The organism is Alphaproteobacteria bacterium (genome assembly GCA_018063245.1).
Classification (GTDB): domain Bacteria; phylum Pseudomonadota; class Alphaproteobacteria; order JAGPBS01; family JAGPBS01; genus JAGPBS01.
This window is the reverse complement of sequence record JAGPBS010000005.1, coordinates 15,573-41,059: the sequence shown is the minus strand read 5'-3', so window position 1 is coordinate 41,059 and position 25,487 is coordinate 15,573. Positions and strand designations below refer to the sequence as shown.

Sequence of the window (25,487 nt, the reverse complement as noted above, 5' to 3'; positions counted from 1 at the left end):
ATGAGTCAAAAATCTAAAATTGCCGTTGTTGTTTTTAATTTAGGTGGACCAGATCGTCTTGAATCTGTTCGTCCTTTTTTATTTCAACTTTTTTCAGATCCTCTGATTATTCGTCTGCCAAATCCCTTTCGGTTTTTCTTGGCTCATTTGATCTCTAAAAAACGAGAAAAAGAGGCCAAAGAAATCTATTCTCATATTGGTGGAAAATCACCTATTTTAGAAAATACGCTCAAGCAAGCAAGTGCACTTGAAAAATCTCTTAAAGCACGGGGTTTTTCAAAGGTAAAAGTTTTTACATCAATGAGATATTGGCATCCTTTTGCTCTACAAACAGCGCAAGATGTTCAAGATTATAGTCCAGATCAAATTGTAATTTTGCCTTTATATCCTCAATTTTCAACGACGACGTCTCAGTCATTTTTACGTGTTTGGCGAAAGGCATGTCAATTTTTAAAATTAAATAAACCAGAAAAGATTATTTGTTGTTATCCTGAACATGAAGGCCTTATTTCACAAAGCACTCAAAATATTTCTTTATATTATCCTGAGGCACAAAAATTTGGGAATCCCATTTTGCTTTTATCAGCACATGGTTTGCCTGAAAAAATTGTCAAATCTGGTGATCCTTATCAATCTCAGTGTGAAATGACAGCCTTAAAAATTATAGAATCTTTAGAGCAAAAATATAATCAAAAAATTGATTATGAAATATGCTATCAAAGTCGTGTTGGTCCCATGAAATGGATTGGACCATCAACGGATGAACTCATTGAAAAATATGCGAAAGAAAAAAGACCTATTGTGATCTATCCAATTGCATTTGTTTCAGAACATTCAGAAACTTTGTATGAAATTGATCAACTTTATCGATCTATGGCTTTAGAAGGTGGTTCTCCCTTTTTTGCTTATGCACCTGCGGTTTCAATTGGAAATCAATTTATTGAAGGGCTTTCTGATTTAATTGAAGCGAAACTCGCAAGTCCTGATCATGAAAAATATGCATCATACCCTCGAATTTGTGCAAAAGGTATGAAATGCTGTGCGCATCAACTGAATAATAAATGGTAGGAAAATAAAATGATCGCATATTATCAATATTTTTTCGCCCTTCATCTTATTTCAGTTATATCATGGATGGCTGGATTATTCTATTTACCTAGGCTTTTTGTCTATCACGTTGAATCAATCCCTGGGGGTGAAGCTGTTCAGAAATTTGAAATCATGGAAAGAAAGCTTCTCAGATTTATCATGAACCCAGCAATGATTTTGACTTGGGTATTTGGCCTTACAATGGTTTATCTAATGCCTGATCTTTTGAAACAGGGATGGTTTCATGTTAAACTAACATTGGTTGTTTTAATGAGCGTTTTTCATATGGCATGTGCAAAATGGCGGTCTGATCTTGTAAAAGGTATACAAAAATCGTCTCGATTCTTTCGAATTGTCAATGAAATACCAACAATCCTTATGATTTTAATTGTTTTTTTAGTTGTTTTAAAACCATTTTAAAGATATAATGGTTTTTTAAATCCGTAAAATCTTTAGATTATGATGAAATGTCTTGACAGTAGAATGTTAAAAATCTATGGTTGGAGCTGAAACATTGGGTATTCCCTCATCATTCTGGAGATATTAAATTTGTAAATATGTTATATCAATTTTGATATATCATAAATCGTCAATTAATATCAGATACACGTCTATAAACCGGCAACAGGAGTCGTAATTTTGAAAGACTTAAATCCTATCTTAATATCAGGCAAAGAAGTTCTACCTTTAGTTGAAGGTGGCAAAGGGATTTCAATTACCAAAGGTGAAAGTTCTGGCCCTTGGGCTAAAGCTGGTTGTGTTGCAACGGTTTCAGGTGTCAATGCAGATAGTTATGATGCTGATGGGCAGGTTATTCCGCAAATTTATCATGGTAAAACACGTCGTGAAAAACATGCTGAACTGGTTGATTTTGGTATTAAGGGTGGTATTGCTCAGTTGCAAAAGGCCCATGATATTTCAGGTGGACAAGGACGTCTTCATGTAAACATTCTTTGGGAGATGGGCGGCGCTGAAGATATTCTAAAGGGTATTCTTGAGGGAACAAAAGGCATTGTTCATGGCGTTACATGTGGCGCTGGTATGCCTTATAAGATTGCTGATATTGCTGCTGAACATAATGTTTATTATCATCCTATTGTTTCTTCAGCACGTGCTTTTAGAGCTTTATGGAAAAGATCATACCACAAGCATAGTAATCTTTTAGGCAGTGTTGTTTATGAAGATCCTTGGCTTGCAGGTGGGCATAATGGTCTTTCTAACAGCGAAGATCCAACCAAACCGCAAGATCCATACCCACGTATTGTTGAATTGCGTCAGCAAATGAATGAGTTTAATTTGCATCATGTGCCTATTATTATGGCTGGTGGTGTTTGGTATTTGCGTGATTGGGCTGATTGGATTAATAATCCTGAAATTGGACCGATTGGTTTCCAGTTTGGAACAAGACCTCTTTTAACACAAGAAAGCCCTATTTCAGATGCATGGAAAAAGCGCCTTTTGACGCTTAAAAAGGGTGATGTTTTTCTAAACCAATTCTCTCCAACAGGCTTTTATTCATCAGCTGTGAATAATGATTTTATTAAAGAGCTTAGAGGTCGTGGTGAGCGTCAGATTCCATATTCAGTAACGCCGATTGGTGATATGTTACACCCCCTACCCTTTGGGCCGAGAAAACGTCCTGTTTATATTTCATCAGATAGCTTAACTTTAGCAGATAATTTCATGCTTGCTGGATATGATGAAATGTTAAAGACACCAGATAATACAATTATTTTTACGACAAAACAAAAAGCAGATGAGATTGTTTCAGATCAAATCAACTGTATGGGTTGCTTAAGTGCTTGTCGTTTCTCTAATTGGGCTCAAAATGAAGAAGGCTCAAATGGTAAAAAAGCCGATCCAAGGTCATTTTGTATTCAAAAAACACTTCAATCAATCAGTCATTCCTCAAAAATTGAAGATGAACTGATGTTTGCTGGTCACAATGCCTATAAATTTGCTGAAGATCCATTTTATGCAAATGGTTTTGTGCCGACTGTTCAACAGCTTATTGATCGAATCTTGACAGGAAATTAACCCTAGGTATGTGAGTGGCAATTTGTCTGGCAATCGAGCGACTCATTTATAAGCTCAATTTGCAGTGTGATGTGTGATATATCAAATTTTTGAGCGATTAATGATTCAAGTGTTTGCCGAAATGAAGTTGTAAAGTTATCTTTTGCAACAATGATATGAGCCGATAAAGCAGCTTCTGTTGTGCTGAGTGGCCATATATGTAAATCATGATAAGAAATAATACCTTTGTATTGATCCAAAAAGGCTTTTAAGTTGTCCAGCTCAATCCGATCTGGAACAGCGTGTAGAATCATATCGAATGATTCTTTCAGATATTTTATCGTACTGACTAAAATGATCGCAGAAATAACGAGACATATAACGGGATCAAGCCAATTCCAGTTTGTATAAAAGATCAAAATACCACCAATGATGACGCCAATTGAAATAGCAGCATCAATTGCCATATGAAGAAAGGCGCCTTTGATATTGATATCCGTGTGTCTATCATGAAAAAAGAGATAGGCCGTAAGACCATTAATAAAAACACCTATGGATGCCACTACAATGACTGTCATTGATTGAATGGAGATTTCATCCATTCTAAGACGTTCGATTGCTTCCCAGCCTATACCACCGACAGCAACAAGAATTAAAAGAGCATTGATAAAGGCTGTGAGTATTGTTGCATTTTTATAGCCAAAGGTGAATTTAGACGGAGCCTTTTTTTCAGATAACCATATGCCAAACCATGCAAGAGCAAGAGAAAAAACGTCACCAGCATTATGGAAAGCATCAGCGATTAAGGCGACTGAGTTTGATTTGATCCCATAAATGATTTCGAAGATGATATAGATAGTATTCAGTAAAATACCATAGGTAAATCTATTACTTGTGCCGTGTGCGTGAAGTGAATGATCGGTCATTTTTGATATCTCAAGCCAAAAGAGGTGTATATTTTTTTAGATTAGTTCTATTCTTTTAATCTTTGTTTAAGAAGTATAGGTAGAATGAAGCAGATAATTATTCACTGCTGTTAGAAAGGCCTCAAGATGGAAACGAAAGCATTTTATTTTCGCGTGGGAATCTTTGTGTTTTCAGGATTTTTAGGGGTTGTTATGTTCCTTTTTTGGCTTGGTGGCGAGTCTCTTGAAGATACGCGCGTGCCTTACGATGTTTATTTCAGAGGGTCCGTTAATGGTCTTGCTTTGGGAGGACCAGTTAAATTTAAAGGGCTTACAGTGGGTTCGACTGAAGATATTTCGATTCCAAAAGATAATTCAGATACGATTAAAGTGCGTGTTATGATAGAACCGGAAGTGCCAATCAAAGAAGATTCATTTGCACAGCTTGAAATGCAAGGAATTACAGGCGGTAGCTATATTGAAATTTCTGGTGGTTCTAAAGATTCCCCTCGCCTTAAAACATCTCCTTATGATGTTGCAATGATTAAAACGAATCCATCATCAATTGAGTCTTTTTTTGATAATTTGCCGCAGATTATGGCTCACTTCTCAGAGTTAACCACAAGGTTAAATAAGGTCTTTAGCGATGAAAATGTTGAACAACTTTCGCAAGTTTTTCTGCATTTAAATTCAGTCAGCCAAAATGCTGGGCAAATTTTGTTAGATAGTAAACAACCCTTGCAGAGTTTTACACAGCATACTTTGCCTGAAATTCACGCTTTAACAATTGAATTACGTGATATGACCAAAAGCATTAAAGGCGTTGCAGATAGTCTTGAAGAGAATAAAGGTGATTTTTTCTTTGGGCATCCAACTTATAAAGGGGTGAAACTTGATTAAACTTAATATACAAAATCTTTTCAAGGTCACAATTGTGGTGCTTAGTCTTACGTCGCTAGCAGGTTGTTTAGGGCTTACGCGCGATATTCCAAAAGAATCAATTGTGAGCGTTTCATCCATTAAAGATTCAGGCAAGCCATCTGCCAAAAAAGAGACCGTCTTAATGCTTGATCGCTTTGAATCATCGAGTTTTTTAAATAATGATAAAATCGTTTTAACAAAACAGGGAACTGTATACGATTATTTTGCAGATATTCGCTGGTCAGATAAGATTCCTGCAATGCTTTATTCAAGTTTAAAAGCCTCGTATGAAAACAAAAGCTCGTACAATGTGATTGACTTTAATGACAGCACAATAGATAACCAATATCTCTTAAAAATGGATCTGAGACATTTTGAAGCCAATTATGATGAAGGTGATTTATCAATGGCTCCAGAAATTTATATAGAGATTTATGCCGTTTTAGTCAGAAGATCGGATCAGAAGATTGTTGCATCAAAAGTATTTTCAAAAACAGATCAGGTTTCTGAGAATAAATTAATGACAATTGTTACGTCTTTTGATGATCTTTATCAACAAACTCAAAATGATCTGATTACATGGACCGATAAGTCAATAAATAATCAATAATTGTGGAAAGTGAAAAAATAAAGATAGGCAATTTTTTCCTGTTTTCTTTCACGAATATTTTATATCATTTGAAAGAACATCAAGGTAATGATGATATATCTTATTCAGACAAGCAGGAAAATTGGCTATGAACGACATTTTTCAGATTTTTAGAAATCTAGGCCCGCCAAAAATGGCTGCTCTTGGAGTTGTGACAATTGGGCTTTTAGGATTTTTTATCTATCTTGCCACCAGTCTATCAACACCGAATATGGCTCTTTTGTATGGTGAGCTCAATGCAAATGATAGTGCTGTGATTGTAACAAAGCTTCAATCATTGGGAGTTCCTTACGATTCAAATTTGAATGGGTCAGAAATTCTAGTGCCTGCAAATGATGTTGGTCGTCTGCGAATGATTATTGCGAGTGAGGGCCTGCCAACGGGTGGTTCAGTTGGATATGAGCTCTTTAATGATATGGATAATTTTGGAACAACAAATTTTCTTCAGAATCTGAATCATGTCAGGGCCCTTGAAGGTGAGCTTGCGCGCACAATTAGTACTCTAACGCCAATTCAAACATCTCGTGTTCATCTTGTTTTGCCAAAGAGAGAATTGTTTAATAAGCAAGATCAAAAGGCAACGGCTAGTGTATTTATCAAAATCAAACCAGGTGTTACTCTTTCGAAGCAACAAATCACAGCCATTCAGCATTTAGTGTCTACAGCGGTACCTCAATTGATGCCAAGGCAAATATCAATCATTGATGATAAAGGAAATTTGCTTGCAAGGGGAGGAACTGATTCAGAAACAGATGATTATCTTTTAACTGAAGCCAAAGATCAAAAGCTTGCTATTGAAACAAGGCTTACGGATACAATTGAAAATTTATTAAGTCGCTCACTTGGTTACGGAAAAGTGAGAGCAGAAGTGAACGCGGATGTGAATTTTGATCGTGTGACCTTAAATACGGAGAAGTACGATCCTGACGGGCAAGTGGTTCGATCAACACAAACAGTTGAAGAAGATACTCAAAATCAAACCAAAGAACAAAACGATGCTTCAACCGTTGGAAATAATTTACCGGCAGGAGCAGCGGGCGCGGGAGCCGGAAATTCATCAAATGAGAAAACGACTAGAACTCAAGAAACGGTCAATTATGAAATTACGAAAACAGTCACAAATAAAATTCAAGAAATTGGGCATTTGAACAAGCTTTCTGTTGCGGTTCTTGTGGATGGGGTCTATCAAACTGATGCAAGTGGGACAAAAACCTATGCCCCAAGATCAAAAGAAGAAATGGATAAAATTGAGACATTGGTTAAATCCGCAATTGGTTTTGATGCAAAAAGAGGCGATGTGGTTGAGGTTATTAATATGCAATTTTCCACTGAGACCGATTTGCCGAATACCGCCCCAGAAGATACAAGTCTCATGGGTGTTTTAAAACAAAATATGGTTCGTATTAGTGAAATTGGCATACTCGGAGTCGTTGCAATTTTGGTTATTTTGCTGATTGTGCGTCCAATGATTGTTAGATTGCTAGAGAGACCTGCTGGTTATGATGCAAATCAACTTGCTTATGCAAATTCAAACGAAAATCAACAACTCGCAAATGCACAAGCTGCCTTAACAGGATCAACAGAAGCCAGGTTAACACCGCCAGGTGAGGCGATGGATGAAAAAATTGAGCAAATGATGGACTTGAACCAGGTTGAGGGACGTGTTAGGGCTTCAACAATCAAAAAAGTTGGTGAAATTGTTAAAAAACATCCAGACGAGGCGGTTAATATTATCCGCGGCTGGATGAATCAGGATGCATAGAGAAAATAAATGTCGTTAGCGAAAAAAAGCAAAGGCTCAGCGCCAAAAATTAAAGATGACTTCAGAACCCTTACTGGGGCTGAAAAGTCAGCGATTTTAATTATGTCATTGGGTGAAGACAATGCTGTTGAGCTTTTTAGGCATATGGATGAAGACGAAATTAAAGAAATCTCTAACTGTATGGCGAGTCTAGGAACAGTCACGTCCAATTTAATTGAAAAACTACTCATTGATTTTGCAGATAGCATTTCATCAACCAGCTCTTTGACAGGTTCGTTTGAATCAACAGAAAAGCTTTTGCTGAAGGTGATGGAAAAAGATAAAGTATCGCAAATCATGGAAGATATCCGTGGCCCTGCAGGACGAACAATGTGGGATAAGCTTGGGAATGTGAGTGAAGAGCTTCTTGCAAACTACTTAAAGAATGAATATCCACAGACGGTATCTGTTATTTTATCTAAAATTAAGCCAGATCATGCAGCGCGGGTTTTATCTATCTTGCCAGAGAACTTTGCTTTAGAAGTTGTCATGAGAATGCTGAGAATGGAGTCGATCCAAAAAGATGTTCTTGAGGATATTGAAAAGACACTCAGAACGGAATTCATGAGTAATCTTGCAAGAACAAATCGTCGAGATGCCCATGAAATGCTTGCAGAGATATTCAACAATTTTGAGAGAACAACTGAATCAAGATTCATGGAACAGCTTGAAGACAAAAATCGTGATTCAGCCGAGAGAATTAAAGCTTTGATGTTTACCTTTGAAGATCTTATCAAGCTCGATGCGGCTGGTATTCAAACATTGCTTAGAAATATTGATAAATCTCAGCTTGCTCTCGCCTTGAAAGGGGCTTCTGAAGAAATTAAAGATCTCTTCTTTTCCAATATGTCAGAAAGGGCTGGTAAAATTCTGCGTGAAGATATGAGTGCGATGGGGCCTGTTCGTTTAAAAGATGTTGAAGAGTCCCAAAGTAACGTTGTGTTAATGGCCAAACAATTAGCTGATAAAGGTGAGATTGTCATTGCTGTTAGCAAAGGTGATGATGAGTTGGTTTATTAGGGAATAATGGAAAAAATACATGAATTACCCTCACAAAAAATTTAATTTTAATGCGCCTCTTGATGACTTGAGCTTCAAAGAGAGGTTGCACTATGCTTCAACGGGCCAAATTCAAAAAGAAGAGGATGAAAATCCTGCTTATACTCAGAATGATATTGAGCAATTTATCATATCTGCAAAAAAAGAGGCTTTGTTTGATGTGAAGTCATCTGTTGATGCTCAAAGTCTTGAGGTGTTAAAAAAAATGATCGGATCAATTGATGCGCTCTTTGAACAACATCAGAAACTTGAAGAGCATTTTTATGAAAATGCTCTCGCTTTTATGGCTGCGTTTTTGCAAAAAATCTTTCCAAAGTTGGCTCAAAAGAACGCTTTTGCAGAATTAGAGCAAGATTTGACCGATAAATTGAAAGCTGTGATTCAAAGGCCTAAATTATCAATTACGCTCCATCCGGAGATTCTAATCATTCTTGAGCCGAAGATAAAAGAGATCATGGCTCAAAATGGTTACGAAGGAAAGTACAGTTGTTTTTCAGAGAAGGCTTCTGGGTTTCTTGATTTTCAAATTCATTGGGAAGAAGGCGGTATTGAAAAGAATACGCAAAGATTGATTGAGGAGCTGGATAAGATTGCAGGTCCATTTCTTGATAAAGTAGAAGCTGGTCATGTTCAAAATCAAGACCTAACAAATAGTGAGCAAATAGGAGCATAAAATGACAGAAGAAGAAAAGATAGATGAAATGGTCGCGGCGATGGAAGAAAGCACTGCTGCTGAACTTAAAAACGATGGTTCAGGATCTAAAAATCTTGTATTTGATGAGTATGAAAAAACAGATCCAGGAGACAATGATCCAAATGATTTTCGATCTGCCCGTGATCTAGATGCTGTTTATGACATTCCAGTTCAAGTTTCAGCGGTTCTCGGAAAAGCAGAGATGCAAGTAAGCCAATTGCTTAAATTGGGTCGTGGTGCTGTGGTTGAGCTTGATAGAAAAATTGGTGAAGCTATTGATATTTATGTCAATAATAGATTGGTGGCAAGGGGTGAGGTTGTTGTTGTGGAAGATAGATTAGGGATCACAATGACTGAGATTATTAAATCAGATAGAGCATAACGATTATAGTTTGGAAGAAATATGGTAGGCATGTTAAATACAGCAAAGCAAAATAAAAGTGTGAATCAAGGCGTAGATATTGTAAAAGAGCTTCGAGCTTCTCGAGGTCATATTCATTTTGACTATATGACAATTTTTGGCAGTATAGGAGCAGTTGCTCTGATGTCAGTGAGTATGTTAATGGGCGGATCGCTCATGCTATTTGTGGATATACCTTCTTTTTTGATTGTGATTGGCGGAACCATAGCAGTCACAATGATTGCAACACATTTTGCAGACTTTAAAGCCTTACCTAAGATATTAAAATGGTCGTTATTCGAGCGTAAAAACAACCCAACGCAAATTGCCCGGAAAATGATTTTGCTTGCGATGATTGCAAAGCAAAAAGGCATTTTAACGCTTGAAAATTATATTCAAGAATTTAAAGATGATGCCTTTATGCAAAGATGTATCGTGAATCTGACTGATGGTACATCACCAAAAGATTTAGAAGAAATTCTAAAAACGGATCTTGCGTCAATGGCCTATAGACATCAAAAAGGAATTGCGATTATTCGTCAAGGCGCTGATGTTGCGCCAGCAATGGGATTGATAGGAACATTAATTGGTCTTGTTCAAATGTTAGGACAGCTTTCAGACCCATCAACAATCGGTCCTTCAATGTCTTTGGCGTTGATTACAACCTTTTATGGCGCGATTTTGGGGAGTATGTTTTTAAATCCTCTTGCGAATAAGTTAGAACGCAATTCTGAAGAAGAAGTTTTAATCATGAAACTCAGAATGATTGGAACAATTTCAATTGCAAAACAGGATAATCCAAGACGTTTGGAAATGTTGCTCAATACAATTCTGCCAACAGCAAAACGGATTAAATATTTCGACTAGGGAAAAGAATCATGAAGCTTTTTATTATTGGAAAACTCGAGGGATATATAACGGCAGCTGCCAAAATTGCACGTGATAAAGGGGCTCATATTACTCATGCAGAAACAGGTGATCAAGCCTTAGACGCTTTGCGTAATGGACGAAGTTGCGATCTTTTGATGATTGATGTTAAGTGTGATATTTCTGAGATCATACAGTCATTAAAAAGTGAAAGATTTAATATTCCTGTTGTTGCTTGTGGCGTTGGAACAGATGCAAGTGCAGCTGTTTCTGCTATTAAAGCAGGGGCAAAAGAATATATTCCTTTACCGCCGGATGCAGATTTGATTGCTGCTATTCTAGAGGCTGTTTCAGAAGAGTCTTACCAGATTATTTCACGTGATCAGAATTTTTTAAATGTTCTGAAAATGGCTGAGCAAATAGCTCCGAGTGATGCATCTATTCTCATTACAGGTGAATCTGGTACAGGGAAAGAGATCATGGCAAAATATATCCATGAGAAGAGCAAAAGAGCCGATAAACCTTTCGTATCCATCAATTGTGCTGCTATTCCAGATAATCTTTTAGAGTCAGAATTATTTGGTCATGAAAAAGGAGCATTCACAGGCGCGATTGCAAAAAGGATTGGTAAATTTGAAGAAGCAAACGGCGGAACCTTATTATTGGATGAGATTTCTGAAATGCACCCAAGTTTGCAGGCAAAACTTTTAAGAGCAATTCAGGAAAAAGAGATTGATCGCGTTGGCGGCTCAAAACCAGTTAAGGTCAATATCCGAATCCTTGCGACGTCCAATCGAAATCTAGAAGAAGAAGTCCGAAAAGGGCAGTTTAGAGAAGATCTCTTTTTCAGACTGAATGTCGTGAGTTTGAAAATACCACCGCTTCGGAATCGCCAGAAGGATATTGAAGCTTTAACGGACTATTTTATTGAACGTTACTCAAAGGCCAATGGTTATGAGACAAAAACCATGTCATCGGATGCCTTAGGTATTTTAAAGGCTCATGCCTGGCCTGGAAATATCCGTGAGCTTGAAAACTCAATTCATCGTGCTGTTCTTTTATCAACAGGATCAAGAATTGAAAAAGATGCGATTATGTTAACCTCCTCGTTTTCAGATAAACAAGAGACCGTGAATGAGTCAAGTGAAATCAGAATTCCTGCAAAGACAATTGAACTAGATGGTGAGGAAATTAGTCTTGTTGGCAAAACGGTTGCGGATGTTGAAAAGAAACTGATCATTAACACAGTGAAGCATTGTTTGGGAAATAGAACCCACGCAGCAACAATTTTAGGGATTTCAATCAGAACATTGCGTAATAAGTTGAAGCAATATAACGCCTCTCTCTAGGGTGCAAAGGACTTTTAAATGTCGCAGGGTAAAGTAAATACAATCACAGGGCAACCAAATGGATCATTTGATCAGATGACATCCTATTTGCGTCGCGGAGATATTTCGCTGGCTCTTGGTTTGGTTTGTATTTTAGTTGTCTTGATTATGCCGCTGCCGACCTGGCTTCTGGATTTGTCTTTGGCTTTATCGATCACCCTATCTGTTTTGATTCTGATGACTGTTTTGTTTATTTCAAAGCCTTTAGAATTCAGCTCATTCCCAACAGTTTTATTGATCACAACCCTTTTACGGCTTTCTTTGAACTTAGCTTCAACACGGTTGATTCTTGCGAATGGCCATAATGGAGGTGAGGCTGCAGGAAAGGTGATTGAAGCTTTTGGTAGCTATATGACAGGGAACAATTATATCATCGGGATTATTGTTTTTGGGATTTTGACTTTGGTGAACTTTGTTGTAATCACAAAAGGGTCGGGCAGGATTGCTGAAGTTGCTGCAAGATTTAGCTTAGATGCGATGCCTGGAAAACAAATGGCAATCGATGCTGATCTATCCTCAGGGCTTTTGAGTGAAGATGAAGCGAGACAAAAGCGAAAAGATTTGGAAAGTGAGAGTACTTTCTTTGGATCAATGGATGGTGCGGCTAAATTTGTGCGGGGTGATGCAATTGCTGGTTTGATGATTACATTTATCAATATTGTTGGTGGTATTATTATCGGGACCACCCAAAAAGGAATCACACTTCTCGATGCTGCTCATAGCTATACTTTGTTGACAATTGGTGATGGGCTGGTGACACAAATTCCAGCGCTGATTGTCTCAATTGCAGCTGGTATGCTTGTGTCAAAATCAGGAACTGTTGGGTCAACTGATAAGGCTTTGTTCGGTCAATTGAGTTATTATCCAAGTGCGATGGGTCTCAGTGCTATTTTGATGGGCGCTGTCTCTTTGCTGCCTGGCATGCCTATGTTTCCTTTCTTGGTTCTTTCATGTATTGCTGCGATTGTCGCTTTTCAACTTCAAAAGAAACAAGAAGATGTAAAATCAAAGGCTCAAGAAACAAAGCAAATTGAGCATATGAAAAAAGAAGAAACCGATGAGCAATCGGTTTCTAAGGCCTTAGCAATTGATCAGATCCGATTAGAGCTTGGTTACGGTCTATTGAGTTTGATTAATAATGAAGAAGGCAAAAAGCTTACGAATCAAATCAAAGGCATTCGCAGACAAGTTGCTTCAGATGTTGGGTTTATTATTCCATCTGTTCGCATTCAAGATAACTTACACTTGAATTCGAATGAGTATGCAATTTATATCAAGGAAATATTAGCAGGTAAAGGTGAGGTGAGGGCGAGTGCCTTGCTTGCAATGGATCCATCTGGTGCTAAGGTTGATCTTCCGGGTGAGCAAACAAAAGAACCAACTTTTAATTTGGTTGCAGCTTGGATTGATCCAAAACTAAAAGAAGAGGCTCAATTTAAAGGTTATACGGTTGTTGATCCTCAAACTGTGATTTCAACACATTTAACTGAAATGATTAAAGATAATATGCCTGAGCTTTTGAACTATGCTGCAACTCAAAATCTTGTTGATGAGCTAGGAAAAGAATACGAAAAACTAATTGCCGATTTAATTCCAAGCCAGGTCACAATTGGCAATCTTCAACGTGTTCTACAAAATTTACTTGCAGAGCGTGTTAGCATTCGTGATTTACCTTCAATTTTAGAAGGTGTTGCAGAAGCCGTTGCCTTTACACGAAACATCAGTTTAATGACAGAGCATGTGAGAGCAAAATTAGCACGGCAAATCTCAGATTCTTATACAAATTCAGATGGGTTTATTCCTTTAATAACCATGTCTCCTGAATGGGAAGAAATCTTCAATGAGTCTCTTATTGGCGATGGTGATGAAAAGCAATTAGCCTTGCCACCGTCTAAATTGCAAGAATTTATTAAGATAGTTAAGGATAAATTTAATAAGCAGTTGGGATTGGGGAATCAAGCGGTTCTGCTAACAACACCAACAGTGCGTCCTTATGTGCGCTCTCTTATTGAGCGGTTTCGATCTTCAACCATTGTGATGTCTCAAAATGAAATTCACGCTAAGGTCAAAATTAAAACAGTTGATCAAATATAGGAAAGCAGAGTAAATGCGATTAAAGTCTTTTCTTGGAAATCATATGAAAGAGGTTCTGGCATCGGTTCGTGATAGCCTTGGTGATGAGGCCATTATTATTTCAACCCGCGAAGAGTCTGATGGACGAATCCGTATCACAGCTGCTATTGATGAAAGAGACGACACAGAAAGACGTTTAGAGAAAGGGATTTCTTTTGATCAAAGAGATTCACTTGACTTGATAGAAGAGGCTTTTTTCTTTCATGGTGTTCCTCTGCCAATCACTGATTACTTTATGGATAAGATTGCAGATTTCCCCTCTAAAGACCCCGGTCTTGCTATTAGTAGCGCATTTGAAAACAGATTTACTTTTTCTCCGATCGCTTTATCTCCAGAGGTTAAGAATCGCCCCCTTTTCTTTTTAGGGCAGCCGGGGGTGGGGAAAACATTCACCATCTCTAAGCTTGCAACAAAAGCTTCAATGATGGGAAAATCAGTTAGTATTATTACGCTTGATACTTTGAGGGCAGGGGCTACGGAGCAACTTGCAAATATTACAAAGCTTTTGAACATAGAGCTTTTGTCATTAGAAGATTTGGATTGTTTAGAGGCGGCAATTGATGTTTATAACCATACAGATTTGATTTTGATTGATTCACCAGGAATTAACCCTTTTCAGGAAAAGGATATGGGGATCTATCAGTCCGTGATTTCTGAGATAGATCTTGATCCTGTTTTTGTACTGCCATCGGGTATAGATCCGTATGAAGCGCAAGAAATTACAGCCTCCTATCTTGATATTGGTGCCTCGAAAATGTTGATGACAAAGTTAGATTTAACGCGCCGGTATGGAAGTCTTATTTCTGCAGCTTTTCAGGAGACGATTCAACTCACAAATTTTTCAGATAAACAAGATGTCACGGCTGATTTAGATGCATTCAATCCTCTGATGATGACCAGATTATTGTTTTCTGATTTAGAAGCTGAACTTAGACAAGGATTTCAGGGGGTTCGAAAAAAACGATCAATGCCCAGGCCTATAATCAGTCAACAAGATAGAGTAAAAGAAATGCCAAATCATACAAGATCGAATAGACATACAAACTTACCGATCCAATCTATTGCAATTGCGAGTGGGAAAGGAGGCGTTGGAAAAACATTGTTCTCAGTTTCGCTTGCTCAAGCTCTCAGTCAATTGGGATATAAAATATTGCTTTTTGATGGTGATTTAGGCCTTGCAAATGTTGACATTCAACTTGGTTTGATGCCTGAAAAGGATTTGAGCAATGTTATTTCTGGGAAGACATCACTTGTTCATGCTATTACGCATTATAAAGACGGCGGTTTTGATATTCTCGCAGGTCATTCTGGATCAGGAAGCCTTGCAACATTATCAGCTCAAAAGTTAGCAGAACTGAAAGAGGATCTGTTTTCTATTAGTCGTAGTTATGATTTTCTTTTGATTGATTTAGGGGCAGGGGTTGATAGGCCAGTCAGGCAATTATCAACAGCAGCGGATGCGATTTTGGTTCTAACAACAGAAGAGCCAACAGCCTTAACCGATGCCTATGCTTTCGTGAAGTTAACGCATACGAGTCATCCAGATGCCAAAATCAACATTGTTATTAACCGCGCGAAATCATTGAAAGATGGCGAGAGAACATATGGTGTGATTCAAAAATCATGCCAGAATTTTTTGCATTTTACACCAGAGCTTTCAGGCATTATTCGAGATGATCCTCATGTTTCTGATGCCATTCGCCATCAATCCCCTCTTTTGAGACGTCATCCAGACTGTATGGCAGCTCAGGATATAAAGACACTAGCAAATCACTTATTACAACAATTTAATCAATGGGAGATAGAACATGACGTTGCCTAATGAGACGAACCAAGACGGAAAGATTGCCTTTGGGAAGGATAAAAATCCATTACCGCACCTGGATTACTTGATAGAACTTAATTATAATCATCAATATGCAGATAAGATTATTCTGATTCGATATGTTCCAGATAAGGATGTGGTCACACAAAAGACGTTTGAAGATTATTGCCGCTTTTTGAATTCTAAAGAGACAACGCCTGAGGTTTTAACACGTGAAATCTTAACTGATTTTAATGACCAAATCTTGCCGCGCTTTATACAGATTAACGTTGGCACCAAAAAGGGTGAGCAGATTATTCTTGAAGATCGTCAGCCTGGTTGGGATAATTTAAACTTTTTAAGACGCTTGCGTAAAATTTAAGATTTGTGAATCCAGAAGGTTATCATGCAACTATCACTTGCCTTAAGAGTGAGGCGTCTTTTTATGGGGCTGCAGACACTTTGCTTGGGTCGTCATAGAGGTTACTTCATTCCTTATCGATACGCGGCTCAAATCCCTTTAAAAACGAAATATAGTCAAGTTGAGTCTTTCTTCGATTCTCAGGGGTCTGTTTTAAAAAAACAGGCTGCTTTGTTGGAGGCCTATCTTCCAGAATTGGTGGAGCTCAAGAAGCTTAATCCTTATAGGGTTTCATTTGAACAGTCTTGGTTCCCTGCCCTTGATGCAAGCATGTTGTACGCGCTTTTAAGAGATGTGAAGCCGAAGAGAGTGATTGAGGTGGGCTCTGGGCATTCAACGCGTTTTGTTTTATCAGCGCTCGACAAAAATAACCAAGCCTGTCAGGTTGATCTGATCGATCCTGTGCCGCGCAAGGAGATTTTACAATCTCAAAACAAGAAGGTTTCTGTATCTTTTCACCAGGACATTTTACAAAATCAGGATTTGAAGCTCTTTGAAACCCTGAGTGAGGGAGATTTTCTGCTGATTGATTCGTCTCATCTTTGTTTGCCTGGTAGTGATGTTGATGTGATTCTCAGTGAGATATTGCCTTTGCTTGCAAAGGGTGTTTATATTCATTTTCATGATATTTTTCTCCCAAACGCCTATCCAACCGAATGGACTTGGCGCGGGTACAATGAGCAGCAGGCCATCGTTCCACTTTTGTTTAACTCTCGATTTACATTTTTATGGGCAAGTCATTATGTATTGACTCAGAAGAAAGCCTTGTTGCCACCAGTATTTTTAGAGAATTTCCCTCAGGTTGATGGGACATATCCGTCAAGCGTTTGGTTTAAAAGTTAAAATAATATTGACAATATTTTCTGATTTGTTTATTTTCTGTTTCAAATATAAAGAAAGATCTTTATATGGATCAAAATAAAATAGGAAATGAAAATGAACTTATTGAAAACGATGTTTTGTGGATTGAAGACTGGAAGTATGGGGCGATTGGCTTATTTGGGGTATAATGCTTTTCTTTTTGTGATTGCAATTGTGTTGGGATGCCTTTTTCTTTTTGGTGGAATTGCTATTTTAGCCTACCTGAATTTAAGCGTGTCTATGCTTATAATTGGTGGAGGTGCGTACGTTATTGTGTCTGCGCTTGTTTTATATGCTTCAATTGTTGTGACCATCAAGAGAATGAGAAATATCGGATTTAAAAGGCCAATTCTATACTTTTTTGCCCTGATCATTATGGCCGTCCTTATGGTAACATTAATTGAGTATGTAGATGTCACGGGCCCTGTTATTCTAGGTACTGTATTAAATGTGCTTTACACATTGTTTTATGTGTTTGTTCAATTGTTTTTATTCCTTGCACCAGAGGGATATATTGGGAATCAAAAGCAGCAAATAGCGCTTTAGTTGCTTAAAGTAAACCAGGAGGGGGATTGCCACCCTCCCTCATCTTTCTGGCTTGCATATGGCTAGGTACTTTATAAACGAAATTGCATTGATAAGTATATCCTTATTGTATATATTTATCCTTCATGAAGTTTCTAATTCATCGTTATATAATTTAAAATAAAAAAGGTGTTCAAAATGTTTAATGTAATTTTTTCAGGTCTCAAGACAGGCAGTATAAGAAGATTGCCATATTTGGGCTATTCACTATTGTTTACTCTCTTCCTTATAGTATGTGGGACGATTTTAGTTGTTCCTTTTGTGATCTATCAAGAAAATATGGGTATGGGATGGTTTTTAGTTTTCTTTATTCCTCTTCTTCTCGCTTTTGTAGGTCTGTCCCTGTATGTAGCTTTTGTTTTAGGTGTTAAAAGGTTGAGAAATATGGGAAGTGATCGTCCTTATTTGTGGAGCGTCATTTGTCTTATTTTAGGGATGCTTTTGCCTCTTCCTGTTGCCTTTATTGCTTTGTGTTGTATACCTGAAGGATGGTTGCTGACTTTTAATACAGAAGAAGCAAAGAAAGCTGAGACAGATTTGATCACAAAAAATACATAAAATTGTATATTTCTGCCGGATATTGTTTTTCCGTGATATAATGATCCCATGAGCCGTGATTGACTCATGGGATTTTATATTGTAGGAGAGAGACATGTCTGTACTCAAAACATTATTCGATTTCAGATCGGGAGAGTTAGAACGTATCCCCTATCTGCTGTATTCTCTGGTTGGTTTTCTTGTGATGCTGGTCAGTGGGACTATTTTTATAACGTATCTTCCTGAGGGGGGCTCCCTCATGGTTCTGTTCGGGCTTTTATTTGCTTTGTCGATATATGTTGCTTTCTCACTTTCCGTTCAGCGCGTGCGACATATTGGGTTGGAATCCCCAATTTTACTAGTCTTATCATTTTTTGCACTCATGACGCTTGCTTTATTTGTCGTGCCATTGGATCCAGTGAGCCAGGCTAATAATCAATTAATGTCGATGACTCCATACCAACTTATTACCTATGCCGTCTTTTTGCTTTGGGGTATTCCTGGGGCTTTTTTAGAGAAGAGGCCATTTCGTGTCTTGTTCTGTGAGGCTAAAACAGGCGAACTGAGAAGATTGCCCTATTTTGGTTATCTGCTTTTTACAAGTATTTTCTTTGGGTTTTTATTGCATCTGATCACATTACCTTTTCAGATGCTCATGATGTTTTTTGGTTCGACCTTTTTGCTCGCCATCATTGGGGTCTTTGTCATGATACTCTTAGTCATTTATTGGATTGCTTCTTTTTATGCAACTGCAGTTCTGATGATTAAGAGAATGCACAATATTGGATTCTCAAGGCCAATCCTGTATTTTTGTCTCTATATGCTGTACTTTTTCGGTGTTTTAGGAGGATTTTTCTTGCATCTAGTAATGACAGTTGATTTTGCAGCATTACAAGAAACAAAAGATATTGCACCTCTTGTTCCGTATTTTATATGGGGTGGAATTTGGTACTTAACTGTTATCATCTTTTCGCTTTTCATTCTGTTTGCACCTGAAGGAACGTTGAATAGTACAAAAAAGCTTAAAAAATAGCGGGTGTATATTGAGAAAAAGGCCCGTTGTTACGGGTCTTTTTGCTATCCGGCTCTTTTAAAATCATTGGACTCGCGTTCAAGCTCATCAAAAAATGAATAAATTGCCTCAGGGGTTTCACATCCTCTTAGCTTTGCCCCTATTTGCTCGTCTTTAAGTAGCCGAGAAACATGCGCAAGTGTTTTCAAATAACTCGCTCCAAGATCTTCAGGTGATAATAAAACAAAGAGAAGATCAACGGGGATATCATCATGAGCGCCAAAATGAATGGGTACTTGAAGCCTGAAAAGGAAACCTATGGTCTCGTTGAGCCCATTGGTTTTTAGGTGTGGAACAGCAACCCCAAGGCCAATTGCTGTTGATTCAAGGTTTTCTCTTTTCTCCAAACGATCGAGGATTGCTGATCCCTCAAGGCTCAAAGATTTCGCTATTCTTTTCGAAATCTCAGTTAAGAGAGCTTTCTTTGTCTCGATGCGAGGCAGAAAGAAAATATGTCCATTTTCTAAAAGGCTCATTTTAGGCTCTTTTGTTATTATGATTTGGCTCCTGCCATAACTTGTTCATTCCCTTTAGGATCAACCCAGCCAACATTACCATCAAGACGACGGTAGACCATGTTCAGGTCACCGTGAGCGGCATTTCTGAACATGTAAGCAACGTGTTTACCTAGATCCATGCGCATAACAGCTTCACTGACTGTCATTGTTTCAATGCGATGCTCCATCTCAGCAATAATCATTGATTCAGCGTCACTGTCTGCAATCATTGTGTCTGTTTGACTGTTTGTATCAATCACATATTGATTTGAAATAGCTTCTTCTTTGTGTGTTTTGTGATGGTTATCGCGTAATTTGTTTTTATAGCGACGCAAGCGAGCTGTAATTTTCTCAAGAGCTAAGTCAAATGACGGATAAATGTCTGCAGCTTCAGCAGAACTTTGGAGAGAAATTTTAGAACTCGCATGGATGATAATCTCAGTTTTGAAAAAAGAGGCATCTTTTGAGAAAATAACAGTTCCTTCGATCGGTTGGTGAAAATATTTACGGACAACGTCACTCACATTTTGTTCGACATGTTCGCGCAGTGAGTCCCCAACATCAATCTGTTTTCCTTTAACGACAATTTGCATAACGGTTTCCTCCTCTTTAAAATGATATCTTGTTTTCTTTTCTTTTATTCTATCACAAAATATGAATGCAGACTTTGTTTTACCATCATTAAGAAAAATTTTCTATATAATTCCGACCTGTTCATAAATGTTTCCATGAATTCTTTTTTATTCTTTTTATTTTCTCAATGCCTTTTAAAGAATCTCAGCGTTTTTGAATTTCTTTCTTTCAAGCGATGAGGGAATATTCAGTATCTTTCGATATTTGGCAATCGTACGCCTGGCAACAACCATGCCGCGCTCCTTTAGAAGTTCGACAATTTGATCATCTTGAAGGATGTTATCTGGTTTTTCAGCTTCGATAAATTTCTTTACCAGGTATTTGACAGTTTCCGTTGAATGGCTTTCATCTGAATCTGCCTCAGTATTTGTCACAGACCTTGTGAAGAAGTCTTTTAAAGCAAAAAGCCCTTTAGGGGTTGAGATAAATTTGTTCATCGTAATACGGCTGACAGTTGATTCATTAACCTCAAGCGTTGTTGCAACATCGTACATTGTCATTGGTTTTAGATGCTCGATGCCTTTATCTAAAAAGTCTCTTTGTGTCTTCACAATTTCTGTTGCAACTTTTAGAATAGAGGTTGCTCGTTGTTGCAGAGCACTCATCAACCAGTGAGCAGTATTGAGTTTTTGAATGAGATATTCTTTCTCTTTTGATGATTTCGCTTGTGATTGAACTTTTGAGAGATATTTATCATTGATAAGCAAGCGAGGGAGTGTTTCATTATTGAGCTCAATAAAATAGGTTCCATCAGAATGACGGCGAACATAAACATCAGGAATCATGACTTCGATCATCTCAGAGCTATATTGATGTCCTGGTTTTGGATTCAATTTTTGGATCTCTAAAATCATGCTTTTGAGTTCATCACGTGTGACGCTACATTTTTCCATGAGAAGATCAAATTTATGATCAGCAAAAAGATCTAAATGATCGAGCAAAAGTTGATACTTTTCTGTGTAAAGATCTTTGTCTCTTAGTTGCAAAGAGAGACATTCTTGGAGATTTCTTGCCATGATACCAATCGGGTCAAACTGTTGCATTTTGAGCAAAACGGCCTCAACCCATTCTAGAGGGCAATGTAGAGAATCAGCAATATTTTGAAGGGGCTCAAGAATGTATCCACTTTCTGTCATGTGATCGATCAGCCTTGAGGCAATAAATCTATCTTTTGGCTCAAGAATATCAATGTTTACTTGTTCTTGGAGGTGTTCTTGAAGAGATTTCTCTTTTTGAGGGATCTGGTCAATGTAATTTTCATGCTCTCCTGAGCTTCCGTGGTTTGATGAAGTGTGACTTGATCCGAAAGAGCTGTTTTGATCATCTTGCCATTGATTGTCATAATCTGTATCGAGAGGAACTTGTTCTGATAGGTCTAATTGCCCATCTCCTGAGGCATTTTCATCAAGAGCAGCTTCAGGGGTTTCTGAAGATTCATGATCAGTTGCACCTTCATTATCAAGCTCTGTGATTGTATCTTCTTTTTCTAAGATGGGATTTTGATCGAGCTCTTCAAGGATATAGGCCTCGAGCTCTATATTTGATAATTGTAATAATTTCAATGCCAATTGCATCTTTGTCGTTAAGATCAAAGATTGGCTTTGTTTCATTTCTAATCTTGGCAAAATACTCATAAGACGTATTATAGCATTTTTTTCTTAAAGAATGATTTTGATTTTCACTGAGGCGAAAATAAATTTTCCATTGTGTAGAAACCTTTTGATTGACCCTTTAGCCATTTTGCAACTTTAATGGCGCCCTTTGCGAAGACTGAGCGATCAAGTGCACGATGAGAAAAGCTGAGTTCTTCTTCATCTCCAATAAAGCGGACTTGATGTTCACCTGCGATCTTGCCTCCTCTTTGAACAGCAAACCCAATCGAGCCAGATTCGCGTAAGGTTCTGTTTGGATGTGGATAGATTTGCAAGTCAGAGAGCTTTTTGCCTCTGCCTTTTGCGGCGGACTCACCCAAAGACAGAGCTGTTCCAGATGGTGCATCAACTTTGAGTCTATGATGTGTTTCAAGAATTTCAATGTCAAAGTCTTCATCAAGAGCCTTTGCTGTCTTTTGAACAATTGACTTTAAAAGAGCAATACCGATCGACATATTGGCCGAATAAAAAATGTTGATGCTTTGCCCTGCTTTTTCAATCTGTTTTATCTGTGCATCTGTATAGCCAGTTGTGCCAATGACAAGAGAAAGCTTATGTTCAATTGCATGGTTTAGAAGATCATCTAAATGGACAGGAGAGCTAAAGTCAATCATAAGATCTAAATTTGTGGGGAGCGCTTTAAATGTTTGCACAATCGGGATTTCTTCGATCATATCAAGGGGAACGCTACGAGCAACACCAGCTAAAATTTCAATGTCTTTGTCATCTTGCAAATGCTTTGTGATTTCTCGTCCCATGCGTCCTGTAATGCCTGAGATTGCGCATTTTATCATTGTGTGTCTCCTTCAGGTTTGTAAGTGAAACAAGCCCTAAAGCTATCTTTCATCTTTTCAAGCATGTTTAGATAATGATTTTGATCATCTGGTAAAAGGCTTCCCATTGGATCGAGCTGACCAAGATAGATATGTTTTTCGCGTGCAATTTTTTCGATAATAGGTGCTTCTTGACCTGGTTCTATAAATAAGCAGCTTACCTGATTTTTGTTCACCATCGTTAAAATTTTTTCGATGTTTTTCGGAGTAAGGCCCTGATCATGACCCAGTGAGATAGCTCCTGCAGCTTTCAGATGGTAATGTCTTTCAAAATATTGATAACCATCATGAAAGACGAGAAAGTTTTTGTTTTGGCCCCGTGAGAGTTCACTGATGGTCTTTTTATCAAACGCAATAATTTTATCCGATAGTTCATGCGCATTGTGTTCGTAATTTTTGGCATGTGTAGGATCTATCTCTGATAATTTTTTGGTTATAAAAGTGATGATTGTAAGAGCGTTATTAGGATCAAGCCAAATATGGGCGTCTAAAGCATCGTGTTCGTGCTTATGATCATGTGAATCAGGCCACTCAAGGCCTTGACGTGTTTTATATGTGATAAGATTCGGGATATTTATCAGGCTAAAGATATTTTTTGATTTGCTGTTTTTAAGTGGCTTTTTAAGATATGTCTCAAGTGCTGGTCCAACCCAAAAAATAAGATCAGCAGATTCAATATTGGCCATATCTTGTGGTTTTAATTGATAGACATGTTCAGAATTATTTGTGCTGAGGATGGTTTCTACTGTGACATATTCCCCGCCAATTGCCCTGGTGAGTCCTGAAAGGGGCTTAATAGATGACACAACTTTGATTTTTTCACGCGCATGCGCACATGGAGCAAGGAGTGAAGCTGTCAGAAAAAGAGATGCCATGAAAAGACGCATTTATTTGGGCTCCGAGACAAAAGTGATGAAGAGAGATGAAACTATTTTGCTAATCTAGCATCAAATGCTATTCTACTCAAAGATTAAATCAAATTGGTAAAGGCTGTGTAAAAAGTGAGCAAAGCAATCAAATATGAGCGAGGCGACCGACTCCTTTCTGTTAAGAAACTCACTCTTAAGTTTCATGACACCCTTATTCTTGACCATATTTCTTTTGATGTGAAGAAGGGTGAAATCGTGACGCTCATTGGTCCGAATGGTGCAGGTAAGACGAGTCTTCTGAAAACTATTCTTGGGTTTTATGAAGTTTACAAAGGCAAGATTACTTTATCGGAGGGAGTGAAAATTGGTTATGTTCCTCAGAAAATTTCTGTATCGCCTGCCATTCCGATTACAGTAAATCGGTTTTTAAAATTATGGCATGCGTCGAGTAAAGCAGAGGTTCAAGAGGCGCTTCAAAAAGTTGGTGCTTTTCATACGCTCAAAAAATCGCTTCAATCTCTCTCAGGGGGAGAATTTCAACGCGTGCTCATTGCAAGGGCTCTTCTGTCAAATCCAACCCTTTTGATTCTTGATGAGCCTGTTCAAGGCGTTGATGTTATTGGTCAGAGAGATATTTACAATTTGCTTGGCAAATTAAGAGATGAGCTTCAGTTGAGTATTCTTCTTGTCTCTCATGATTTAAATTTTGTGATGGCTAAAACAGATCATGTTATTTGTTTGAATCATCATATTTGTTGTGCAGGCCATCCTGAAGAAGTGTCAAACAATCCAGAATATTTGGCTTTGTTCAAAGAAGAATCTGAGTATTTGAGACCTTATCATCACCATCATGATCACCATCATGATTGTCCATCGTCACATGAGAAAAGAGAGAAAAAATGATAGATCATTTTTTATTATATGCATTACTTGGAGGTATAGGCCTTTCTTTAATTGCAGGGCCGTTAGGTTGTTTTGTTATTTGGCGAAAAATGGCCTTTTTTGGTGATGCGATTTCTCATAGTGCACTTTTGGGTGTAGGCCTTGGAATTTATATGAAAATCGATCCCTTTTTGACGATCTTGTCAGTTTCTTTTGCAATTGCTCTTTTCTTACTATGGGCTGATAAATTTAAGATGCTAGCAACCGATACTTATCTGGGAATTGCCTCACATACGTGCTTATCATCAGGTTTAATTTTACTCTCTCTTTTGCCGTCTCAAAAATTGAATTTAATGACTTTTTTGCTTGGTGATATTTTATCATTAACAATGCAAGATCTCATTTTTATCTATGCAGGTGCTGCAATCACTTATCTCATTCTCTATTTCAGTTGGACAAAATTAATCGCGATGTCGCTCTCTGAAGACATTGCATTGTCTGAGAATATACCTGTAAAAAAATACAAATTTTTCCTCCTGCTTGCGTTGGTTCTCATCATTGCTTTTGCTGTTAAAATTGTAGGTGTTTTGCTCATCACAGCTCTCTTTATTATTCCCGCAGCAACAGCTCATTCTTTCTCTTCAACGCCTGAAAGAATGGCAATTGGCGCCTCGATTGTCGCAATTTTTGCAAATATTTCTGGCATAGGAGCTTCTTATTATTTTAATACACCCACAGGCCCATCAATTGTCTTTGCCGCAGCTGTCATTTTCTTTGCTCTTTCGATAGGGAAATCTTTTTATGCGCACTGGAGTCATTTAGCAAAAAAGTCAAAGAAGACATAAAAAGTGTTTCACGTGAAACAAATTTTTTGAAAATGAAAAGAGATTGAATTTTAGTCTTTAATATTATAGAATGA

General features: G+C 37.8%; 26 protein-coding genes. 20 read left to right on the top strand and 6 right to left on the bottom strand.

Annotated elements, in window-relative coordinates; all coding sequences use genetic code 11:
• The 3 genes from hemH to KBF71_01230 all read left to right on the top strand — a co-directional run bounded on the left by hemH (position 1) and on the right by KBF71_01230 (position 3,126).
• A complete protein-coding gene (hemH, locus tag KBF71_01240; GenBank protein MBP9876943.1) occupies positions 1 to 1,068 on the top strand; it encodes a ferrochelatase in 1,068 nt (355 codons plus the stop codon).
• Between the two features lie 9 nt (positions 1,069 to 1,077).
• On the top strand, positions 1,078 to 1,509 hold the full coding sequence (gene hemJ, locus KBF71_01235; GenBank protein ID MBP9876942.1) for a protoporphyrinogen oxidase HemJ: 432 nt from the start codon (positions 1,078 to 1,080) through the stop codon (positions 1,507 to 1,509).
• Positions 1,510 to 1,728: 219 nt separating this feature from the next.
• On the top strand, positions 1,729 to 3,126 hold the full coding sequence (locus KBF71_01230; protein MBP9876941.1) for a nitronate monooxygenase: 1,398 nt from the start codon (positions 1,729 to 1,731) through the stop codon (positions 3,124 to 3,126).
• 2 nt (positions 3,127 to 3,128) lie between these two features.
• On the opposite strand, the gene KBF71_01225 is transcribed toward KBF71_01230, so the two are convergent.
• Positions 3,129 to 4,031 (bottom strand): cation transporter, encoded by a 903-nt coding sequence (locus KBF71_01225; GenBank protein MBP9876940.1) that lies wholly within the window; start codon positions 4,029 to 4,031, stop codon positions 3,129 to 3,131.
• A gap of 126 nt (positions 4,032 to 4,157) precedes the next feature.
• Between KBF71_01225 and KBF71_01220 the strand changes: the two genes are divergently transcribed.
• The 15 genes from KBF71_01220 (at position 4,158) to KBF71_01150 (ending at position 19,163) form a co-directional block, all read left to right on the top strand.
• The gene (locus KBF71_01220; GenBank protein ID MBP9876939.1) at positions 4,158 to 4,910 is read left to right on the top strand and encodes an MCE family protein; all 753 of its coding nucleotides are present in this window, start codon (positions 4,158 to 4,160) and stop codon (positions 4,908 to 4,910) included.
• Positions 4,903 to 5,541: a membrane integrity-associated transporter subunit PqiC gene (locus KBF71_01215; GenBank protein MBP9876938.1), complete on the top strand. Its 639-nt coding sequence runs from the start codon at positions 4,903 to 4,905 to the stop codon at positions 5,539 to 5,541. The genes KBF71_01220 and KBF71_01215 overlap by 8 nt, the downstream gene beginning before the upstream one ends.
• Before the next feature lie 127 nt (positions 5,542 to 5,668).
• A complete protein-coding gene (fliF, locus tag KBF71_01210) occupies positions 5,669 to 7,342 on the top strand; it encodes a flagellar M-ring protein FliF (protein ID MBP9876937.1) in 1,674 nt (557 codons plus the stop codon).
• A gap of 9 nt (positions 7,343 to 7,351) precedes the next feature.
• A complete protein-coding gene (fliG, locus tag KBF71_01205) occupies positions 7,352 to 8,401 on the top strand; it encodes a flagellar motor switch protein FliG (protein MBP9876936.1) in 1,050 nt (349 codons plus the stop codon).
• A gap of 19 nt (positions 8,402 to 8,420) precedes the next feature.
• Positions 8,421 to 9,113 carry a hypothetical protein gene (locus KBF71_01200; protein ID MBP9876935.1) on the top strand — a complete coding sequence of 231 codons (693 nt, stop codon included), beginning with the start codon at positions 8,421 to 8,423 and terminating at the stop codon, positions 9,111 to 9,113.
• 1 nt (position 9,114) lies between these two features.
• Positions 9,115 to 9,516, top strand: coding sequence for a flagellar motor switch protein FliN (gene fliN / locus KBF71_01195; protein MBP9876934.1), 402 nt, complete (start codon positions 9,115 to 9,117; stop codon positions 9,514 to 9,516).
• A gap of 21 nt (positions 9,517 to 9,537) precedes the next feature.
• The gene (locus KBF71_01190; protein MBP9876933.1) at positions 9,538 to 10,401 is read left to right on the top strand and encodes a MotA/TolQ/ExbB proton channel family protein; all 864 of its coding nucleotides are present in this window, start codon (positions 9,538 to 9,540) and stop codon (positions 10,399 to 10,401) included.
• A gap of 11 nt (positions 10,402 to 10,412) precedes the next feature.
• Complete coding sequence (locus KBF71_01185; protein ID MBP9876932.1) at positions 10,413 to 11,750, top strand: sigma-54-dependent Fis family transcriptional regulator; 1,338 nt, start codon at positions 10,413 to 10,415, stop codon at positions 11,748 to 11,750.
• 18 nt (positions 11,751 to 11,768) lie between these two features.
• Complete coding sequence (gene flhA / locus KBF71_01180; GenBank protein ID MBP9876931.1) at positions 11,769 to 13,883, top strand: flagellar biosynthesis protein FlhA; 2,115 nt, start codon at positions 11,769 to 11,771, stop codon at positions 13,881 to 13,883.
• Positions 13,884 to 13,896: 13 nt separating this feature from the next.
• Positions 13,897 to 15,744: an AAA family ATPase gene (locus KBF71_01175; protein MBP9876930.1), complete on the top strand. Its 1,848-nt coding sequence runs from the start codon at positions 13,897 to 13,899 to the stop codon at positions 15,742 to 15,744.
• The gene (locus KBF71_01170) at positions 15,731 to 16,108 is read left to right on the top strand and encodes a hypothetical protein (protein ID MBP9876929.1); all 378 of its coding nucleotides are present in this window, start codon (positions 15,731 to 15,733) and stop codon (positions 16,106 to 16,108) included. The genes KBF71_01175 and KBF71_01170 overlap by 14 nt, the downstream gene beginning before the upstream one ends.
• Before the next feature lie 24 nt (positions 16,109 to 16,132).
• A complete protein-coding gene (locus tag KBF71_01165) occupies positions 16,133 to 16,990 on the top strand; it encodes a class I SAM-dependent methyltransferase (protein ID MBP9876928.1) in 858 nt (285 codons plus the stop codon).
• 93 nt (positions 16,991 to 17,083) lie between these two features.
• Positions 17,084 to 17,554 (top strand): hypothetical protein, encoded by a 471-nt coding sequence (locus tag KBF71_01160; protein ID MBP9876927.1) that lies wholly within the window; start codon positions 17,084 to 17,086, stop codon positions 17,552 to 17,554.
• A gap of 177 nt (positions 17,555 to 17,731) precedes the next feature.
• On the top strand, positions 17,732 to 18,151 hold the full coding sequence (locus KBF71_01155; protein MBP9876926.1) for a hypothetical protein: 420 nt from the start codon (positions 17,732 to 17,734) through the stop codon (positions 18,149 to 18,151).
• Positions 18,152 to 18,245: 94 nt separating this feature from the next.
• The gene (locus KBF71_01150; GenBank protein ID MBP9876925.1) at positions 18,246 to 19,163 is read left to right on the top strand and encodes a hypothetical protein; all 918 of its coding nucleotides are present in this window, start codon (positions 18,246 to 18,248) and stop codon (positions 19,161 to 19,163) included.
• 44 nt (positions 19,164 to 19,207) lie between these two features.
• Here the strand turns inward: KBF71_01150 and KBF71_01145 are convergent, their stop codons facing one another.
• The 5 genes from KBF71_01145 to KBF71_01125 all read right to left on the bottom strand — a co-directional run bounded on the left by KBF71_01145 (position 19,208) and on the right by KBF71_01125 (position 23,692).
• The gene (locus KBF71_01145) at positions 19,208 to 19,678 is read right to left on the bottom strand and encodes a PTS sugar transporter subunit IIA (protein MBP9876924.1); all 471 of its coding nucleotides are present in this window, start codon (positions 19,676 to 19,678) and stop codon (positions 19,208 to 19,210) included.
• Between the two features lie 17 nt (positions 19,679 to 19,695).
• The gene (gene raiA, locus KBF71_01140; GenBank protein ID MBP9876923.1) at positions 19,696 to 20,292 is read right to left on the bottom strand and encodes a ribosome-associated translation inhibitor RaiA; all 597 of its coding nucleotides are present in this window, start codon (positions 20,290 to 20,292) and stop codon (positions 19,696 to 19,698) included.
• A gap of 174 nt (positions 20,293 to 20,466) precedes the next feature.
• Positions 20,467 to 21,942, bottom strand: coding sequence for an RNA polymerase factor sigma-54 (gene rpoN / locus KBF71_01135; protein MBP9876922.1), 1,476 nt, complete (start codon positions 21,940 to 21,942; stop codon positions 20,467 to 20,469).
• Positions 21,943 to 22,010: 68 nt separating this feature from the next.
• On the bottom strand, positions 22,011 to 22,778 hold the full coding sequence (locus KBF71_01130; protein MBP9876921.1) for a 4-hydroxy-tetrahydrodipicolinate reductase: 768 nt from the start codon (positions 22,776 to 22,778) through the stop codon (positions 22,011 to 22,013).
• Entirely contained in the window at positions 22,775 to 23,692 is a 918-nt protein-coding gene (locus tag KBF71_01125; GenBank protein ID MBP9876920.1) for a zinc ABC transporter substrate-binding protein, read from the bottom strand. The genes KBF71_01130 and KBF71_01125 overlap by 4 nt, the downstream gene beginning before the upstream one ends.
• Before the next feature lie 138 nt (positions 23,693 to 23,830).
• On the opposite strand from KBF71_01125, the gene KBF71_01120 reads away from it, so the two are divergent.
• Positions 23,831 to 24,589: a metal ABC transporter ATP-binding protein gene (locus KBF71_01120; GenBank protein ID MBP9876919.1), complete on the top strand. Its 759-nt coding sequence runs from the start codon at positions 23,831 to 23,833 to the stop codon at positions 24,587 to 24,589.
• A complete protein-coding gene (locus KBF71_01115; protein MBP9876918.1) occupies positions 24,586 to 25,413 on the top strand; it encodes a metal ABC transporter permease in 828 nt (275 codons plus the stop codon). The genes KBF71_01120 and KBF71_01115 overlap by 4 nt, the downstream gene beginning before the upstream one ends.
• The last annotated feature ends 74 nt before the right edge of the window (positions 25,414 to 25,487 follow it).

Coding starts and splice junctions, on each gene's coding strand:
- hemH (MBP9876943.1), top strand. CDS start 1: ATGAGTCAAAAATCTAAAATTGCCGTTGTTGTTTTTAATTTAGGTGGA.
- hemJ (MBP9876942.1), top strand. CDS start 1,078: ATGATCGCATATTATCAATATTTTTTCGCCCTTCATCTTATTTCAGTT.
- KBF71_01225 (MBP9876940.1), bottom strand. CDS start 4,031: ATGACCGATCATTCACTTCACGCACACGGCACAAGTAATAGATTTACC.
- KBF71_01220 (MBP9876939.1), top strand. CDS start 4,158: ATGGAAACGAAAGCATTTTATTTTCGCGTGGGAATCTTTGTGTTTTCA.
- fliF (MBP9876937.1), top strand. CDS start 5,669: ATGAACGACATTTTTCAGATTTTTAGAAATCTAGGCCCGCCAAAAATG.
- fliG (MBP9876936.1), top strand. CDS start 7,352: ATGTCGTTAGCGAAAAAAAGCAAAGGCTCAGCGCCAAAAATTAAAGAT.
- KBF71_01200 (MBP9876935.1), top strand. CDS start 8,421: ATGAATTACCCTCACAAAAAATTTAATTTTAATGCGCCTCTTGATGAC.
- fliN (MBP9876934.1), top strand. CDS start 9,115: ATGACAGAAGAAGAAAAGATAGATGAAATGGTCGCGGCGATGGAAGAA.
- KBF71_01190 (MBP9876933.1), top strand. CDS start 9,538: ATGGTAGGCATGTTAAATACAGCAAAGCAAAATAAAAGTGTGAATCAA.
- KBF71_01185 (MBP9876932.1), top strand. CDS start 10,413: ATGAAGCTTTTTATTATTGGAAAACTCGAGGGATATATAACGGCAGCT.
- flhA (MBP9876931.1), top strand. CDS start 11,769: ATGTCGCAGGGTAAAGTAAATACAATCACAGGGCAACCAAATGGATCA.
- KBF71_01175 (MBP9876930.1), top strand. CDS start 13,897: ATGCGATTAAAGTCTTTTCTTGGAAATCATATGAAAGAGGTTCTGGCA.
- KBF71_01170 (MBP9876929.1), top strand. CDS start 15,731: ATGACGTTGCCTAATGAGACGAACCAAGACGGAAAGATTGCCTTTGGG.
- KBF71_01165 (MBP9876928.1), top strand. CDS start 16,133: ATGCAACTATCACTTGCCTTAAGAGTGAGGCGTCTTTTTATGGGGCTG.
- KBF71_01160 (MBP9876927.1), top strand. CDS start 17,084: ATGAACTTATTGAAAACGATGTTTTGTGGATTGAAGACTGGAAGTATG.
- KBF71_01155 (MBP9876926.1), top strand. CDS start 17,732: ATGTTTAATGTAATTTTTTCAGGTCTCAAGACAGGCAGTATAAGAAGA.
- KBF71_01150 (MBP9876925.1), top strand. CDS start 18,246: ATGTCTGTACTCAAAACATTATTCGATTTCAGATCGGGAGAGTTAGAA.
- KBF71_01145 (MBP9876924.1), bottom strand. CDS start 19,678: ATGAGCCTTTTAGAAAATGGACATATTTTCTTTCTGCCTCGCATCGAG.
- raiA (MBP9876923.1), bottom strand. CDS start 20,292: ATGCAAATTGTCGTTAAAGGAAAACAGATTGATGTTGGGGACTCACTG.
- rpoN (MBP9876922.1), bottom strand. CDS start 21,942: ATGAAACAAAGCCAATCTTTGATCTTAACGACAAAGATGCAATTGGCA.
- KBF71_01130 (MBP9876921.1), bottom strand. CDS start 22,778: ATGATAAAATGCGCAATCTCAGGCATTACAGGACGCATGGGACGAGAA.
- KBF71_01125 (MBP9876920.1), bottom strand. CDS start 23,692: ATGGCATCTCTTTTTCTGACAGCTTCACTCCTTGCTCCATGTGCGCAT.
- KBF71_01115 (MBP9876918.1), top strand. CDS start 24,586: ATGATAGATCATTTTTTATTATATGCATTACTTGGAGGTATAGGCCTT.